Genomic DNA, 16,256 nt, shown 5'->3' on the forward strand with positions numbered 1-16,256 from the left:
TTATAATCTGTCTGGACTTACTCAAGGTGTCGCTTATGAGTTTTTTGTTCCATCAGATTGTGGCGGAGGTGATCTATCTACTTTTGCAGGCCCTTTTAGTTTTGTTACTGCCGCGGCTGGTGGCACATGCGGATCGGCTTTAAGTATAAATGTGGAATCAGATTGTAGTGTTGCTACACCAACATCGTTCGACTTTTCTATTGCTACAGATATTGATGCTAATAACGAAAACCCTACTTGTGACGCTGTTGGAAATTATGGTTTCTTTTTAAGTTTTACTGCTCCAACTATTGGTTCCGTAGTATTCAATTTTAGCGGTGCTGCCAGTGGCATAGGTTTAGAAGTTTATGACTCTTGCGGTGGAGCATCTGTATCTAATTGTACCAATAATGGATTTAATTCAGGTGATAATTCAGGGTTAATTGGAGGGCTAACGCCAGGCCAAACCTATTATGCAGTTATTTGGAGGGATCAACAATCTGGTTCTGCTGACATTTGTATCGAAGAAGGTGCTAGTTGTCCTTCACCGAATAACTTGAACGCTACAGTTGGTTTAGATTCTGCAAACTTAAACTGGACTGAAAATGGAATTGCTACAGAATGGAATCTAGAATGGGGACCAACTGGATTTATTCTAGGAACTGGAAATTTAGTTGCTAATCTTTCAAGTACTTCATATAATTTGACAGGACTTTCTTCAAGCACAAGCTATGACTTTTATGTGCAATCTATTTGCACAGGTGAAACTTCGAATTATAGTGGAGCTTTTACCTTCACAACACAAACGCCATCAAGAATTAACTTTACGCAACAACCTATTTCTGTTGGTGGATATGATTTAGCAATTGTAGACATGAATGGAGATTTCTTAGACGACATTGTAGGAGTATCTTCAACAAATATTAATATAAAGCAGCAAAATCCTGATGGATCATTTACCAATATTAATGTAGCTACACCAAATGCAGACTATCTGCCAACATGGAGTATGGCTGCGGCAGATTTTGACGCGAATGGTAAAACAGATTTATTGTATGGTGCAGGAAGTGGAGTTACTTTTATGAAAGCAAGTAATGATGGCTCAAGCTTTACTAAATATTCAACCACAGATTATGTGTTTTCACAACGGTCTAATTTCATTGATATTAACAATGACGGAAATTTAGACGCCTTTGTTTGCCATGATGTTGAGCCCAATGTCTACTTTATTAATGACGGTTCTGGTAATTTTACCTATTATCAATCCGATATTACACCAGGGGCACCTTATGAGCTCGGAAATTTCCCGTCTGGTGGTGATTATGGGTCGATTTGGATCGATTATAACAATGATGGAAATGTTGATTTATTTGTAGCAAAATGCGGAGGTTCTGAGGAACGAAGAACAAATATTATGTACACTAATAATGGGGATGGTACGTTCACTGAAAATGCTGCAGATATTGGCCTAGCCGACCCAATGCAAACTTGGTCTTCTTCTTGGGGAGATTTTGACAATGACGGTGATATGGATGTCTTTGTTGGAGCAAGTTCTGGAACACATAAATTAATGGAAAACAATGGCTTCAGCGATGATGGAAATCCAAACAACGACTGGATGTTTACCGATGAAACTAGTGGTGCAGGAATATCTGCCCCAACGGGTTGGGAAAGCTCGAGTTTTGATATTGATAATGATGGTAATCTAGATATTATAAGTAATGGATCTATAATGTATGGAAATGGTGATATGACTTTTGAGGATGCAGATCCAAATCAAATTGATTATAAAAATGGAAGTTTTGGTGATTTAAATAATGATGGTTTTATTGATGCGTATTACAACGGGAACATTTATTATAACCAAGGAAATAGTAACAATTGGGTAAAAATAAATACTATTGGAATGGGGCATATTACCCCTAATTACAGCAATATAAATGGTATTGGAGCAAGAGTTGTATTAACAACTGCCTCTGGTTCTCAAATTAGAGATGTTAGAAGTGGAGAAGGGTTTGAGTTTATGAGCTCTTTAACTACGCATTTTGGAATAGGAACAAATACTTCTATTACTTCTATAAGAATTTATTGGCCATCAGGTGTTATTGATGAAGTTGTGAATCCAAGTATTAATACTACACACAACATTATTGAAGGATCTGCTCCATTGAGTATTGAAGATGAGGCCTTGGCTGATTTATCTATTTATCCTAATCCAGTTGATGATGTTTTGGTTATAAAAACAGCAACAAGTCTTACTCAAAAAATAGCAACTGTATTTGACATTACGGGTAAAAAAGTTTACAATCAACAACTCTTAAACAACGAGCTTAATGTTTCTAGCCTTCAAAGTGGAGTTTATTTCCTTAGAATAGAATCAAACGGAAAAAGCGTCAGACGAAAATTTATTAGGAAATAAGATTTTAATTCAACTTAATATTGAAACCGCTTGATGACTCAAGCGGTTTTTTTATGGTATTTTTGCCTATGCTTCAAATAAAAAATCTCTCTTTTGGATATGCTAAAACTGAGGTCCTTAATCAGTTAAATTTCAATGTTAATACTGGCGAGAATCTGGCTATTATTGGTGAAAGCGGTTCTGGTAAAAGCACCTTGTTGAAGTTGATTTATGGTGAATACGATTTAGAGGAGGGGGAAATATTATGGAAAGACACAAAAATTCTGGGTCCAAAATTTAATTTAATAATCGGCTACGATTTTATGAAGTATGTGTCCCAAGAATTTGATCTAATGCCTTATACTACTGTTGAAGAGAATATTGGAAAATTTCTCTCTCGTTTTTACCCAGAAGAAAAAAAAGAACGCACTAAAGCACTTATAAGTGTTGTTGAGTTAGAAGCCTTTGCTCAAACTAAAGTAAAACATCTCAGCGGTGGGCAAAAACAACGTGTTGCCATTGCAAGAGCATTAGCAAAGGAGCCTGAAATACTTTTGCTAGATGAGCCTTTTAGCCATATCGATAATTTTAAAAAACAATCACTTAGAAGAAGTGTATTCAATTATTTAAAAGGTAAAAATATAACGTGTTTAGTTGCATCTCATGATAAAAACGATGTTTTGGGATTTGCAGATCAGATGATTGTATTAGATAATAAAAAGGTAGTTGCAAAAGACACCCCTAAAAATTTATTCAACAACCCAAAATCTCCATTGATAGCCTCGTTCTTTGGTGAATATTCTCTAATTAAAAATGATATATTTTACGCGCACCAATTACAAATTACAGATCATTCAGACTTTAAGGCAACAGTTGTATCGTCGTATTTTAATGGTCAAAATTGGATGATTGAAGCTAATTATAACAATCAAACTATTTTCATAGAACACGATAAAAAAATTGAAAAAGGACTAGAGATTCCTTTTAAAATTGTTTCGTAAAAATTATTATTTATCAAATTTCTTCAATAGTGCAGGCAAATAAAAGACATCTGTTATTAATGCAATGGCTACAGTAACAGCGCACAAAATCCCGAAGTCAGTGACTGATGGTGTTGCACTTGAAGCAATAATTAAAAAACCACCTACCAAAGCAATGGTTGTAGAAAATAATGCGCTACCCGTGTAATGCATTGCTTTATCCATGCGCTCTTCGGGTGAGCCAGATAAAGTCTTGCTTCGTCTATATTTATATACTAAATGAATGGTGTCATCCATAGCAATACCTAACATAATTGGTGTAATCATAGCTGTCGAAACATCTAAAGGAATATCCAACAAACTCATTAAAATAGCCAATAGTGCTAATGGTAATATATTTGGAATGAGAACTAAAAGTGTTGTTCTTAAGCGTTTAATAAATATTAACAAACACATAAACGCTACAAAAAATGCAGCAAAAAAAGACTTAAACTGAGTTTCTAAAATAAAATTATTGAGCTGTGCAAAGACCACTGCAAAACCATTTATTTTTAATTGATACTTTTTAGTATCTAGGGTTGTCTTAAATACCTGCTCTATGTCTTCTAAAACCTGCTCTAATTCTGAAGTTTTCATTTCTCTCAATGTGAGGGTAAACCCTGCGGTATTTAAGTCCTTAGAAAATAACTTAAAGAAGTTATTATCCTCATTTTCTACCTGAGCAAACGTACTTTTAAGCTTCTTTTCATTGAGGTTTGACTGAAATAAAACCGGAGTTCGTTTTTCTAAAAATGCTTTAAAGTTGACAACTGAAACAGGGTTGGATATAAATTTATTGGCTTGCAACTTTCTCTGAAACTCCTCAAACTGCTTAATGACTCCTCGATTTAAAACTGTACTTCCATCTTTAGAAGAAATATTAAGTTGTAATCGATTACTTCCCCCTAGCTCCACCTCCACAGTTCTTAAATCTTGCTTTGCAGAACCTTCAGCCAACAGATCTCTAGAATTCGTATCAATTTTTACCTTAAAGACAGAGTATATACCAAATAATAAAACTAATGTAAATCCAATGATTATTGAATTTGTATATCGTGAGGTACATTTATTTAGCCAACATATCGCTCCCGTTTGGCTGATCCATTTTAATTGTAACAAAGGCTGTGCTTTATCAAACTTAAAATTCATAAAACTAAATCCAATAATGGTAATGACATAAACTAAAATGAAACTTAGGAGTAAACCAATACAAGTAAAAACCCCCATGTTTTTGAATGCAGGAAGCGGAGAAAGGTATAGGGCAAAATATCCTACAAATGTGGTTAGAGTGGTATAAAAACAAGGTGTAAAGCTCTTTGTTATGGTCATTGCTAATAGCTCAACCTTTGATAAATCTTTGTTCTTTAGACCCTCTTTATGGTATATATTAATAACATGAACAGCATCGCTAACGCTATACACCATAAGGATGGTGGGAATAAGCATAGAAATCATATTTAAGGCATATCCCAGGCTTGATATTAATCCAAACAATAAACTTACTGGCACTGCTACCGATAATAAGGACACTATGAGGTAACGCTTACTTGGGAGCAAAAATAGTAGCATCAGCGTAATAACTAAAACCGTGAGCACCCCAAAAACTAAACTTTCTTTATAAATACCCTTGCTGTAAGCCTCGTTAAGAACGGGAGGACCAGTTATATAATACGTCCCATAATTCATTTCTATAATTGAACGAATGTCGCCTTCAATATCCTGACGTTTCTCCTCAATATTTGGAGTGGGATTCATTTGGATGTAAAAAAATTGATTCTTGTAATCCTTGGTAACTAATTGAGAAGTGATATTGGGTAGTTTTGAGAAAAGGTTCTTTAGGCCCTTATCACTGCGTTCTGAACTATAAAATTCTCTGAAAACAATTTTATCATTCGCGTAATTGGGGTATTTAGCCTTAGCAATACTAAACGTAGTTTTTACATAAGGTAAGGATTCAATATCTTGATGTAACACTTTTAAAGTGTTAACCTCTACTTCACCAATGGCGTTATTCACAGGAAGCATAACAATGAAAATTTCGTCAGAACCAAAGTTTTCCTGAAAATCAATATATGCCTTGTAACTTGGATCGTCCTCTAAAAACCAAATTCCTAATGAATTATCCACACTTAACTTGGTAGCCGTTTGATACCCAGAAACACCCATTAAAATGGCAAGTATAGCAATAATGCCTATTCTAAACTTTATAATAAATTGTATAAGTGTTTTCAATCTTTCCATATTTATATGAATGTATATGTGCCGAATCTACCATGATGAGATAAACTTATATTAATTTCTTCTTGGCCATACTTTATTTTTGGAATCCCAAATGAGTCTTTTTGTAGTACTAATGGTGTTCTATCGTAATGGCTTCTATTAGACATGACATCAATCAGTTTTTCATGTAAAATCTGACTATGACTTTGACTTGCTTGCGTATGGAATTCAATTACCATAGAGTTCATATCACAATTGTCTAAACGGGCTTCTGATAAAACGTAGTCTGAAGTAATTTGAGTATTTACATAGCAATGAAAATCTTTATAAATTACTTGATGAGGTTGTTGAAGTTTACAGTTAAATGATTTTGGATTATAAAATCGACTTGGATGTAATTGTGTATAAAGTTTATAGGCAGCTTCCTTCATACTCCATAAGGCCCAAACCATTATTGAAGGATTAGTAGCGGTTATAATATATTCCTGTTCTTCTTTAGTGAATAATTTATCTAAATATCTTGCGCGTGTCCAGTTTGATTGTGATTTGGCTAATTCAATATCTATGATATCATTCCCTACCATTAACCATTCAGTTTAGCTGTTACGATAGCCATTGCAGATTTAACATCGAGCATTTGTTCCATGTCCTCATTTTCGAGACGAATATCAAACTCATCCTCAATATCTAAAATAATATCAACCAAATTAGCTGAGTTAATCTTTAGGTCACTTACAAAATCTGTATCTTCTGAAAGGGTTTTGAAGGCAGCCTCGTCTTGAACGTACGGTGCAACAATAATTTTTAATTTAGCAATTAAGTCGTCTTTAGTCATGGCATTAATATTCTGAAAACAGAAATCTGATTTAAATTTTATAAAAGCTTCAGTTACATTTCAAAAAGCTCAGCGTGACACATGAGCATAGCAAATGATACTAGTCGTAAAGTTACGCTATAAATCGCTTAAATAAAATACAAGCATTAACATCTCCAAAGCCAAAACTTGCCTTGGCAATTATATTAAAATCATACTGTTGTGCTGTCTGTAGTATCTTATCTCTGTGTAGCCATTTCTCAATGTCGGGATGCAAATCTTCACAATTGATGCTAGGTGCAATAAACTGTTCTTTAAGCTGAATTATACTTGCTACACATTCTATAGCACCAGCAGCTGCCAAACAATGGCCAACTAAAGACTTTGTTGAGTTTATATATGGAAAGTCTTCACCACTTCTATTTAAGGCATCAGACCAATTTTGAATTTCCAATGCATCTTTAGTTGTTGCAGTAAGATGTCCATTGATAACATCAACTTCGACATTAGAAATTTTCGCATTCTCTACAGCTTTAGAAATACATCGCTTCACGGCTTCGGCATTAGGTGCTGTTAAGGTACCTCCATTACGCTGTCCTCCAGAATTTACTTCACCACCCAATACCTCGGCATATATCTTAGCACCGCGTTCTAAAGCACTTTCAAGAGATTCAAGAACCAATGCGCCTGCGCCACTACCAGGTACAAATCCTGATGCTGTAGCACTCATTGGTCGCGACCCTTTCTCTGGTTCCATATTATGTTTATAAGTCATAACACGCATAGCATCGAAACCTCCCCAAACATATGGACCATGATCACTGCAACTTCCCACTAACATGCGCTTGGCTTTCCCATTTTGTATTCTGTCATAGCCCAATAATAAAGCCTCTGTTCCCGTAGAACACGCGGACGAATTTGTAGTGACCTGATTACCTAATCCCAGTATGCCACTGAGATACGCACTAACACCACTTGCCATGGTTTGTAATACCACTGTACTACCTAAACGTCTTACATTTCCGTCATCTAATTTGTAAATAGCTTCGCGAAATTTCTCCACACCTGAAGTGCCCGTTCCAAAGATGAGACCTGTGTCATAGTCCAGTTTCGAGTCTCTATTTAAAATAAAACCAGCATCTTTCCAGGCGTCAATTCCAGAAATGCATCCGTATAAAATACCAGAACTATTAAACCCACGTAATTGTAGATCTGTAAAATACTTTGATTTTAATTCGTCTGAAACTGGGGGAATACCTCCTATCTGACATGAAAACTTTAAGTCCTTGAGTTCTTGGTGGTATGAAATACCTGAGGTTCCATCTTTAAGAGCCCTTGTAAAGGCTTCAATTCCCACACCATTTGGCGCAACTACACCTAGACCTGTAATGACAACACGTTTCGTCATACCTTCAACATTCCTGATATTAATCCTCGTGCGACTAAACCTCCCTTACTGTTCAGCATTTTGACTTTGCATTTTAATTTGTTAAACCGAAACACCACTTTCTCAGAAACTACTGTAACTTTTTCACCTGGCAAAACGGGTAAATAAAAATCCATTTGATTTGCGGTTAAAGCTATTTGTGGTTGTTTAGAACTATTTAATTCATCTGCTAATAAATAAATACCTAGACATACCAATCCGATTTGTGCCATACATTCTGTGAGTATAACACCAGGTGTGATTGGATTGTTTTTAAAATGTCCTTCATAAAAAAAGGCATCTTCCTTGAAAGTATAACTTCCCGTAACGGCATTTTCAGAAATCACATCGATCTCGTCTACAAAAAGAAATGGGTCTTGGTATGGTAAAAGATCAATGAGTTCTTCTGTAGTCATATTATCTTAAATGTTCACCTCCATCTACAGGAATAATCGCTCCTGTAATCCAGGAAGCTTCATCCTTAATTAATAAATAAACAGCATTAGCCACATCCTCAGGCGTCGTTAAACGTTTGTTAGGATTACGCTTTTCACTTTGTGCTATAATTTTATCACTTCCAGGTATTAGTCTCAGCGAGGTTGTGTCTGTAACACCAGCTTGAATACAATTGGCTTTAACTCCATGTGGTGCAAACTCAAGAGCAATGTTTCTTGTAATGGCCTCAAGGGTAACTTTTGCTGCAGAAACAGCGGCATAGTTTTGCAAGGCCTTAGAATTTCCTTCGCTTGTGAAACTAATAATACGTGCATCCTTTGAAAATAAACGCGTATTAAAAACCGATTTAAACCAATCATATAAACTTATACCCATAGCTTGAATCGTAAGCATGAAATCATCGGTTTTAAGTTCATTATTTTCATCAGACACCATGGGTTTTAAATTGCCTTTAGCAACACTATGAACTAAGGTTTTGATTTTATGAGTCTCTCCAAACAATACTTTCAATTCATTAATAACTTGGTTTCGAATGTCTGGCTTAAACGCATCAACATTAAAGGATTGAAATTGAACACCTTCTTGTTTAATGATTTCAAATTCTTTAGCAATAGCTTCCTGATGCAATCTAGGATTACGATGTACAATGCAAATATTGAGGCCATGTTGAGCTAGTTTTTTAGCCGTTGCCAAACCAAGACCACTACTGCCGCCTAAAATTAGAGCCCATTCATTTCTTTCTATAAATTCTTTCATATTACCATTCTAATAAAATGCGCTGTGCCGAAAATCCAGGACCAAAGCTTAGCATTAAACCCTTATCGCCTTTTGGTAAATCTCTATCCATAAACCGTTCTAAAACATAAAGAACCGTGGCACTACTCATATTGCCATATAGACGCAATACCTCTTTTGTATCGTCAATATTTTTCCCTAAATCTCCAAATAAATCTTCAACAGTCTGTACTATTTTTTTACCACCTGGATGAAATACTAAATGATTAATGTCTTCGATTGTTAAATGATTCTGTTCTAAAAAGGGATGAATAATTTTTGGAAAATGGTCTGCAATAGTCTGTGGTACGGACTGATCTAATACCATTTGAAGGCCAGAATTTCGCAATTTAAAACCCATCATATGAGCCGCATCATAGAAATGATACATGGCCTCGTCTAAAATTTCAGGACCTTGTTCATCTTCGTGAGAAGACAAAATAACACTGGCGCAACCATCTCCAAAAATTGCAGCGCTTACAATATTTACCATAGAGTAATCCTCTAATTGAAATGTTGCTGTTGGCGATTCTACAGCAATAACTGCAGCCCTTTTATTACGGTTAGCCTTTAAAAAGTTCTTAGCATATATAATTCCAGAAACACCCGCGGCACAACCCATTTCAGTAACTGGTAAGCGTACAATATCTTGCTTCATCTTTAGGCTGTTTATTAGAAAAGCGTCTAAAGATGGTATCATAATACCAGTACAAGAAACGGTAATAATATAGTCAATATCTGTAGATTGTAAGTTTGCCTTATTCAAAGCCTTGACTAAGCTTTGTTCAGCCAACTTTACACATTCCCGCTCATAAATAGCGTTTTTATCCTCAAAAGATGTTTTTAAGAAAACCTCTTCAGCATCCATAATAGAATAACGCTTGTCAACTGCCGCATTCTCAAAGATTTTCAAAACTTTACGTATAAAACGTTCATCTTGCCCTTCTAGCCAAAGTGCAACAAATGGAAGGATGTCTTTGGTCTCTCTAGTATATTTTGGTAGTTGCTTTGCAACCGTTGTAATTCTTACAGCCATTTAAGTTCTTATTAACCATTGGAATCGAAATGCCCATTTCCAACTGATTTGTGATTTGAGTTGTAATTGATTTGAGTAGCTTTCTAGGTCTTTTCGCTTAAAGGCTCTTAGAATTGATGTTAAGCCATCTTGCACAATCATATCGTTAGAAATAACCAAACCTAATAACTTGAATAATCCGTAGGCTAATTTACTGCGATGCAAATCGTTTACGACAATACCAATACTTGCTTTTGAAATTAATTCGTTCAATAATCTTTTAATATCATCGCTCTTAAAGTGATGTAATAAGAGTGTAGATAGGGCTATATCAAAATCTAAACTTTTAAATTCTTTAGAAAAAATATCGAGATGTTGAAAGCTTAACTCGCTATAATCCGTAGACAATTCCTGTGCATAGGCTACAGCATCTTCATTAGCATCTATACCAATAAGATTGAACTTAAAACCATAACTTCTTCCGTAATCTGCTAAAAGCCTTAACATATCGCCATGGCCACATCCAAGATCAAGTATGGTATAGGTTTTTGTTTTGTGCTGGTTATTTAAAAGTTGTTTTACACCATCTATGGTAACATGGTTTCCTCCCAACCACTTATTGATTTTTCCAAGTTTATCTAGTGTGTCTCGCAACAGCTCACCTTTCATAGAAAAATCGTCCATTATCTCAGTGGCATTGCTCCGGTATGTTGTGTCAATAAATAAACTCATTCCATTTTAATTGGTTTACCATGTGTCATTCTTATAATTTGAGGTATTAGAAATGGTAAGCCTCTTAAAAGTACGAGTAATTTTGGCGCCAACCAATCTTGCCTGAATAAATAAGCGATACTGTGTCCTACTTTAAGTCTTAGTCCAAATGTCTTTTTCCATGACTTTGTATAGGCAACTTCCAGTCTTTGACGTGTTGAAATTTTATGATTCAAAAAATCAATCATTACATCTGACACCAGTTTAGCACTGCGTATGGCCATTCCCATACCGTTTCCACAAAGTGGGTGAATCATTCCTGCTGAATCTCCACACATAAGTATGTGATTTTCGACAGGTTTTTTAGTTGCGAACGAAATCTGGCTGATTGTTAAAGGATTGTCAAATACTTGGTCTGTTTGCTTAAAAATATGGCTTAGTGCTCTGTTTTTAAATACGACAGATTTTTGAAACTGATCGATACCTTTATAGGTCTTAAAAGCATTATAGCTTGTAATATAACAAAGATTTATATGATTATCTTCAACCTTAGACACGCCACAATAGCCCCCTTTAAAATTATGCAATGCAACTTTATCGTCTGGAAATTCACCTTTGGCATGTACTTTTACTCCGAGATATGGCGACTTCTTTTTAATAAAATTTCGCTTAAAATGAATATCAAGATTTGAGCGTTTTCCAAAAGCTCCAACCACAAGTTTCGATGAAATAGATTCGCCTAATTTTAATGCAGTTGTAAAATTATCTTCCTCAAATTGAACATCAATCACTGTGTCGTGAATCACTTTTACACCAGAATTTTGAGCAAGTAAATAAAGTTCATAGTCCATTTTAAAACGACTTATCCCAAAACCGCCCAATGGTAATTTGGTAGAAATGCTTTTGTTATTGTGAGTCGTAAGCTCAAACTCCGTTATGGATTTTGCACCATGCGAAAACGGGTTGAATCCTAGATAATCTAAATAAGGCAACACTTCGTTTGACACGTACTCGCCGCAAACCTTGTGTTTTGGATAGTGGTTCTTCTCGATTAAGACCACACTAAATTGATGCTTTGAGAGATGGATGGCACAGCACAAACCAGCCAAACCACCACCAATTACAACCACATCAACGGACCTTAAAGTCATGGTAAATTTTGATAATATTTAACTTGTATTTTTACAGTTTTACTCATTACAAAACTACTTCCACCTACATCAAAATCCCGTCTATTAATCTCAAAAGAAGATCTAATCAACTTCCTGTTCCCAGTGGTTTTGACTAAAACTAGAATTTTGATTTCCTTAGTTTTTCCCTTTATTGACAGCTTCGCTGATACTCTATAGTTATTCTCCGAACTCTTAGTAATTGATGTGCTTTGAAGTGTGATGTGTTTAAACTTGGTTTCATTAAAATAGTCTTCCTCTAGTAAATGTTCGTCTCTACTATCAATTCCAGTTTTAATGGATTTTACGTCAATCTTACCATAAATTGAAACCAAATCGCCGTTAGTATTGAATTTAGTATCTATTTCAAAAGTATTAAAATGACCATCAACATTAATTCCTAGGTTTCTAATGACAAAATCAATAGAATTGGTGTTTTGAGCTGTTCCAAAAAAAGAAAATAGAATTATTAAAATTTGAATCGAACGAACCACGACACTTCTTTTACTTGTTAAATTACAATAGTTTTTGAAGTATCTGAAGGAATTACTTCTTTTTAAATAATTTTTGTGATTGTTATTTCTTCATTTCGAAATAAATAGGATTCGTTAATGGTTTTACCGACCAATAGTCCTGCAATAGGTGATGCCATAGAAATAGCATAAAATCTTATATTCTTATGTTGTAACTCACCAACACTTGTACTTATAAAATAATTAGCTTTTTTGGTGAATACAATACTTCCAAGGGCAACTATGTGATGCTCTTGATTAGGGTTAATCTTATTTAAAACTTCAAATTGTTTTTGAATTTCCGCTAATTGCTGTCCCGCTTTTTCTCGTTCTAATTGCGCCATAGCCCTACCTGTTTCGTGTTTGTCACCCGCAGAACTCTTAGTCTCCGAAAGTAAAGCGGTTTGAATATCTAAAATAGTAGTTTGAACAACTTTCAGTCTCTCGTTCAGGATTTCTCGAGTTAAGTTAAAGAGCTTTTGCTTTAAATTCATTCAATTAAATTTGCCAAATCCTTACCCACTATACTACCTATAGCAACACCCATTCCGCCTAGTCTTACACCACAAAATACATTTTTACTTAGCGGTTTAACTATAGATTCTTTTTGGTTTCCTACGCCCATAATACCAGACCACGTATAATCAACTTCAAACTTTTGGTCAGGAATAATGGTCGTCTTCAATAGTTCCTCTAGCTTATCCTGTATTAGTTTTGTTTCACCAAATTCTGTGGTTTCTTCGCCTTTAAAATCTAAATTCCGACCTCCTCCAAATAGCACTCTATTATCAATATTTCTGAAATAATAGTACCCTCTATCTAAATGGAAAGAGCCCTTTATTTTTAAATTTTGAATTGGTTTAGTAATTAAGACCTGTGCTCTAGCGGGTTTAACATCTTCATGTAAGAGTTGAGCAGCAAAGCCATTAGTAGCAATAAATACCTTAGACGACTTAAACTGATAATGTTTAGAAACAATAGTAGCAGAATCAGACTCTTCTTCTATGTGTTCAACCTTAAAATTGTTTAATATTCTTATATCTGCATCTAAAGTCTTTTTAAGTAAGGACAACATCATTTTTCCTGTATCTATCTGACCCTCGTATTGATTAAATCCCAGTTTATTTGTGACATGACTAAATCCAAAACTATTGTCTTTAAATGAAAACACATCTTCCCCAAACAATGGCTTTAAAAGTTTGTTTATTCTATCCTTCGATTCCAAACATTTTTGGTAAAGTGCGTCATTTTCCTTTAGAAACAGCTCATAGCCACCATAATTCTTAAAATCTAAGTTTACGTCACCTACTATTTCTCTTAATAAAGCTAATCCTCTTATACGCCTTTCTACAAGGCTTAAGACTTGTGCTGGTGTATGCTGTTCTAAATCGTCAATAATCTCACTTAAACTACCAAAACATGCAAACCCTGCGTTTTTGGTGCTAGCACCCTGAGGTAACATCCCTTTTTCTAATATCAAGATCTTAGCCTTAGGATAGTTGTTTCGTAATTCTAACGCCGTGTTTAAGCCAACGATTCCGCTTCCGATAATGGTAAAGTCAATATCAGTTAGCCAAGTTTTTATTTCCCAGTATGATAAATTCATCTTAATAAAAAAAGCTCCTAAAATTTAGGAGCTTTTATTTCATTATGCAAGGCATTATTTCACTACAATTTTCTTAGTCACTTTTTGTGATCCGTCAGCTATACTCAGTAGATATACTCCTGAGTCTGCATTGTTCAATTGAATCACTTCATCAAATCGACTTACAGAACCATATGTTTTAGAATATAGAGCACGACCTCTGATGTCATATACTTCAATTGAAATATCTTCTCCTGATTTAGGGCTAAACCCTACATTAAATGATCCATTATTTGGGTTTGGATAAACTCGTAAATCACTTAATTCAAAATCTGTTACACTTAAGGCCTGCTCTGTACAAATTTCAATTGACCAGGCATTTAATTGTCCTGTATCAGCCTGATACGTATCCAACACAAATAAAGTCCAATCACCCTGAGCATCTAGACCAGTAAATGTACTTAAGGAACCATTAGGGGCAATAGTTAAGTTTTCAATATTAGTTGTAGTTCCCCCAGGACAAGAGTAAGGACTAGCATTGTCATCGAACGTAATATTGGTTAAATTATTTTCAGAACCACAATCTTGAGCCCAAAGATTCATAAATGTTGTACCGTCTGGATGTACGAGTTGTAAAACCAAATCCTGAACATATGTATGAGTAATATCAACTGTCACAGTCATACTTTCAATTAATCCTGAATCGGGAATATTTAAAATTGTGCTCGCAACAGGTGTTCCTACGCCACCACCTGGTAGACCATCAGTAATAGTCAATGGTAAATCACCTGATGTAGATGGATAATCAGTACAAACAATTTCAGTACAATTATTGTTTAATACAACATCTATAGTTTCTTCCACACCTGATGGTGTAGATGTTGCGGTTACAGTAATGTTATATGTTCCTAGAGCTGTTGCACCAAGATTACCAATGGTCAGTGAAAAGGTACCATCTGAATTTAAGGATGTAGGACTAAATGTAGTTGTTGCACCCGCTGGTAATCCAGTTGCGCTAAAGGTCGTCGTTTCAGAAAAACCTAAAGTTGTTGTATAAGAGAAATTATAAATCGCCTCTGTATCTGTTGTTGGACAGGTCAATAATTCCGTATCACTTGTTGCGGCCAAATTAAAGCCTGGAGTTGCAGGTTGACAAACATTGGGTTTAAATGATGTTTCCAAAATATTCACCCAAGCCTCGGCCACAGTCATTTGGCCTTGGCTAAACATATACATACAGGCATCATTAACATAATCCATGTAATTCATAATCAAAGCCGGCTGTCCAAAGGTACATGAGTTTACTGATAAAGGAGAAGGGCATCCGTATGTGCTATTCGCAACTTCTGGAGTATCAGCAATACCATCTCCAGCTCCACCACAAACACCGCCCCCGTCACCGTTAAATGTATGTCGTAAATTAAAAAAATGACCCAACTCGTGAGTAGTTGTTCTTCCTAAATTATATGGTGCGCTTGGCACAACAGAAGTACATCCAACACCAGAACCAAAAGCATTATTATCCATTGTTACAGCTTGACCTGCCGCAACACTTCCGCCAAGAGGTGAAAAACCTAATGCTCCAATATTTCTAATAACAAAATTAAGATAGCCACTCCAATTTCCATCTATATTATTTCCACCACCGAAATTGTAGCCTATTGTTATACACGGATTACCTTCCAACAATTCTGGATCTAACCCTGTGGGATGATTAGATGTTGCTATACAAAATTGAATATTTGCAACTCCAGCCGTTGTACCAGGAAATTGAGCACTCACAGCATTCCAGGAAGAAATGTCTGCATTAGTCGCAGAGTAATCTGCATTAAGTATGTCTATTTGATTTTGAGCTAAAGCCTCAAGACAGGATCTTTCTGCTTCTGAAGCTTCAGGAAAATGAACTGCAACAGGAATTTCTATAGTTCCTCCACGCTGCATAAATTCGCTATTATTTAAACGTTCTGCGAGCCTTTTTTTAAAAGCTCTTTGGTTTTCTTCATATTGTCTAACATATTCTGGATCTTGCATCATTTCTTCCATATAGGCTTCCATAGCACAACGTTCTTGTGAAAAGGCGCTAATAGAGGCAAAGGAAAAAAATACGGCAAGGCCAAGCCATAAGGGGAAATTTTTCATGGGAATTAATTATTTTGTGAAGTCCAAATTTAAGTTAAA

The 16,256-nt window shown here is 35.3% G+C and carries 15 protein-coding genes; 2 read left to right on the forward strand and 13 right to left on the reverse strand.

Features of this window, described 5'->3' with window-relative positions; all coding sequences use genetic code 11:
- A partial coding sequence (locus HRU49_RS08325; RefSeq protein WP_296356069.1) for an FG-GAP-like repeat-containing protein occupies window positions 1–2,398 on the forward strand: 2,398 nt, incomplete at its 5' end.
- A 68-nt stretch (window positions 2,399–2,466) separates the two neighbouring features.
- A complete protein-coding gene (locus HRU49_RS08330) occupies window positions 2,467–3,378 on the forward strand; it encodes an ABC transporter ATP-binding protein (protein WP_296356071.1) in 912 nt (303 codons plus the stop codon).
- A gap of 6 nt (window positions 3,379–3,384) precedes the next feature.
- Here HRU49_RS08330 and HRU49_RS08335 read toward each other — a convergent pair whose 3' ends face one another.
- The 13 genes from HRU49_RS08335 to HRU49_RS08395 all read right to left on the reverse strand — a co-directional run bounded on the left by HRU49_RS08335 (window position 3,385) and on the right by HRU49_RS08395 (window position 16,217).
- On the reverse strand, window positions 3,385–5,637 hold the full coding sequence (locus tag HRU49_RS08335) for an MMPL family transporter (protein WP_296356074.1): 2,253 nt from the start codon (window positions 5,635–5,637) through the stop codon (window positions 3,385–3,387).
- Between the two features lie 2 nt (window positions 5,638–5,639).
- Window positions 5,640–6,200 carry a 4'-phosphopantetheinyl transferase superfamily protein gene (locus tag HRU49_RS08340; protein ID WP_296356076.1) on the reverse strand — a complete coding sequence of 187 codons (561 nt, stop codon included), beginning with the start codon at window positions 6,198–6,200 and terminating at the stop codon, window positions 5,640–5,642.
- Window positions 6,200–6,451 carry a phosphopantetheine-binding protein gene (locus HRU49_RS08345; RefSeq protein ID WP_296356077.1) on the reverse strand — a complete coding sequence of 84 codons (252 nt, stop codon included), beginning with the start codon at window positions 6,449–6,451 and terminating at the stop codon, window positions 6,200–6,202. The genes HRU49_RS08340 and HRU49_RS08345 overlap by 1 nt, the downstream gene beginning before the upstream one ends.
- A 112-nt stretch (window positions 6,452–6,563) precedes the next feature.
- On the reverse strand, window positions 6,564–7,838 hold the full coding sequence (locus HRU49_RS08350) for a beta-ketoacyl-[acyl-carrier-protein] synthase family protein (RefSeq protein WP_296356079.1): 1,275 nt from the start codon (window positions 7,836–7,838) through the stop codon (window positions 6,564–6,566).
- Window positions 7,835–8,272: a hydroxymyristoyl-ACP dehydratase gene (locus tag HRU49_RS08355; RefSeq protein WP_296356081.1), complete on the reverse strand. Its 438-nt coding sequence runs from the start codon at window positions 8,270–8,272 to the stop codon at window positions 7,835–7,837. The genes HRU49_RS08350 and HRU49_RS08355 overlap by 4 nt, the downstream gene beginning before the upstream one ends.
- Window position 8,273: 1 nt before the next feature.
- Complete coding sequence (locus tag HRU49_RS08360) at window positions 8,274–9,068, reverse strand: SDR family oxidoreductase (protein ID WP_296356083.1); 795 nt, start codon at window positions 9,066–9,068, stop codon at window positions 8,274–8,276.
- Between the two features lies 1 nt (window position 9,069).
- Window positions 9,070–10,122, reverse strand: a complete 1,053-nt coding sequence (locus tag HRU49_RS08365) for a type III polyketide synthase (protein WP_296356085.1) — start codon at window positions 10,120–10,122, stop codon at window positions 9,070–9,072.
- Entirely contained in the window at window positions 10,123–10,833 is a 711-nt protein-coding gene (locus tag HRU49_RS08370) for a methyltransferase domain-containing protein (RefSeq protein WP_296356087.1), read from the reverse strand.
- On the reverse strand, window positions 10,830–11,963 hold the full coding sequence (locus HRU49_RS08375) for an NAD(P)/FAD-dependent oxidoreductase (RefSeq protein ID WP_296356088.1): 1,134 nt from the start codon (window positions 11,961–11,963) through the stop codon (window positions 10,830–10,832). The genes HRU49_RS08370 and HRU49_RS08375 overlap by 4 nt, the downstream gene beginning before the upstream one ends.
- On the reverse strand, window positions 11,960–12,475 hold the full coding sequence (locus HRU49_RS08380) for a YceI family protein (RefSeq protein ID WP_296356090.1): 516 nt from the start codon (window positions 12,473–12,475) through the stop codon (window positions 11,960–11,962). Before HRU49_RS08380 ends, HRU49_RS08375 begins: the two co-directional genes overlap by 4 nt.
- Window positions 12,476–12,537: 62 nt before the next feature.
- Complete coding sequence (locus HRU49_RS08385) at window positions 12,538–12,987, reverse strand: 3-oxoacyl-ACP synthase (RefSeq protein ID WP_296356092.1); 450 nt, start codon at window positions 12,985–12,987, stop codon at window positions 12,538–12,540.
- Window positions 12,984–14,099, reverse strand: a complete 1,116-nt coding sequence (locus tag HRU49_RS08390) for an FAD-dependent oxidoreductase (protein WP_296356094.1) — start codon at window positions 14,097–14,099, stop codon at window positions 12,984–12,986. Before HRU49_RS08390 ends, HRU49_RS08385 begins: the two co-directional genes overlap by 4 nt.
- A gap of 54 nt (window positions 14,100–14,153) precedes the next feature.
- Window positions 14,154–16,217, reverse strand: coding sequence for a M43 family zinc metalloprotease (locus HRU49_RS08395; RefSeq protein WP_296356096.1), 2,064 nt, complete (start codon window positions 16,215–16,217; stop codon window positions 14,154–14,156).
- Window positions 16,218–16,256 lie beyond the last annotated feature (39 nt).

The sequence above is a fragment of the Winogradskyella sp. genome (assembly GCF_013213975.1).
Classification (GTDB): domain Bacteria; phylum Bacteroidota; class Bacteroidia; order Flavobacteriales; family Flavobacteriaceae; genus Winogradskyella.

Excerpts from the sequence above, each read along its gene's own strand:
- HRU49_RS08330 (WP_296356071.1), top strand. The coding sequence starts at position 2,467 with ATGCTTCAAATAAAAAATCTCTCTTTTGGATATGCTAAAACTGAGGTC.
- HRU49_RS08335 (WP_296356074.1), bottom strand. The coding sequence starts at position 5,637 with ATGGAAAGATTGAAAACACTTATACAATTTATTATAAAGTTTAGAATA.
- HRU49_RS08340 (WP_296356076.1), bottom strand. The coding sequence starts at position 6,200 with ATGGTAGGGAATGATATCATAGATATTGAATTAGCCAAATCACAATCA.
- HRU49_RS08345 (WP_296356077.1), bottom strand. The coding sequence starts at position 6,451 with ATGACTAAAGACGACTTAATTGCTAAATTAAAAATTATTGTTGCACCG.
- HRU49_RS08350 (WP_296356079.1), bottom strand. The coding sequence starts at position 7,838 with ATGACGAAACGTGTTGTCATTACAGGTCTAGGTGTAGTTGCGCCAAAT.
- HRU49_RS08355 (WP_296356081.1), bottom strand. The coding sequence starts at position 8,272 with ATGACTACAGAAGAACTCATTGATCTTTTACCATACCAAGACCCATTT.
- HRU49_RS08360 (WP_296356083.1), bottom strand. The coding sequence starts at position 9,068 with ATGAAAGAATTTATAGAAAGAAATGAATGGGCTCTAATTTTAGGCGGC.
- HRU49_RS08365 (WP_296356085.1), bottom strand. The coding sequence starts at position 10,122 with ATGGCTGTAAGAATTACAACGGTTGCAAAGCAACTACCAAAATATACT.
- HRU49_RS08370 (WP_296356087.1), bottom strand. The coding sequence starts at position 10,833 with ATGAGTTTATTTATTGACACAACATACCGGAGCAATGCCACTGAGATA.
- HRU49_RS08375 (WP_296356088.1), bottom strand. The coding sequence starts at position 11,963 with ATGACTTTAAGGTCCGTTGATGTGGTTGTAATTGGTGGTGGTTTGGCT.
- HRU49_RS08385 (WP_296356092.1), bottom strand. The coding sequence starts at position 12,987 with ATGAATTTAAAGCAAAAGCTCTTTAACTTAACTCGAGAAATCCTGAAC.
- HRU49_RS08390 (WP_296356094.1), bottom strand. The coding sequence starts at position 14,099 with ATGAATTTATCATACTGGGAAATAAAAACTTGGCTAACTGATATTGAC.
- HRU49_RS08395 (WP_296356096.1), bottom strand. The coding sequence starts at position 16,217 with ATGAAAAATTTCCCCTTATGGCTTGGCCTTGCCGTATTTTTTTCCTTT.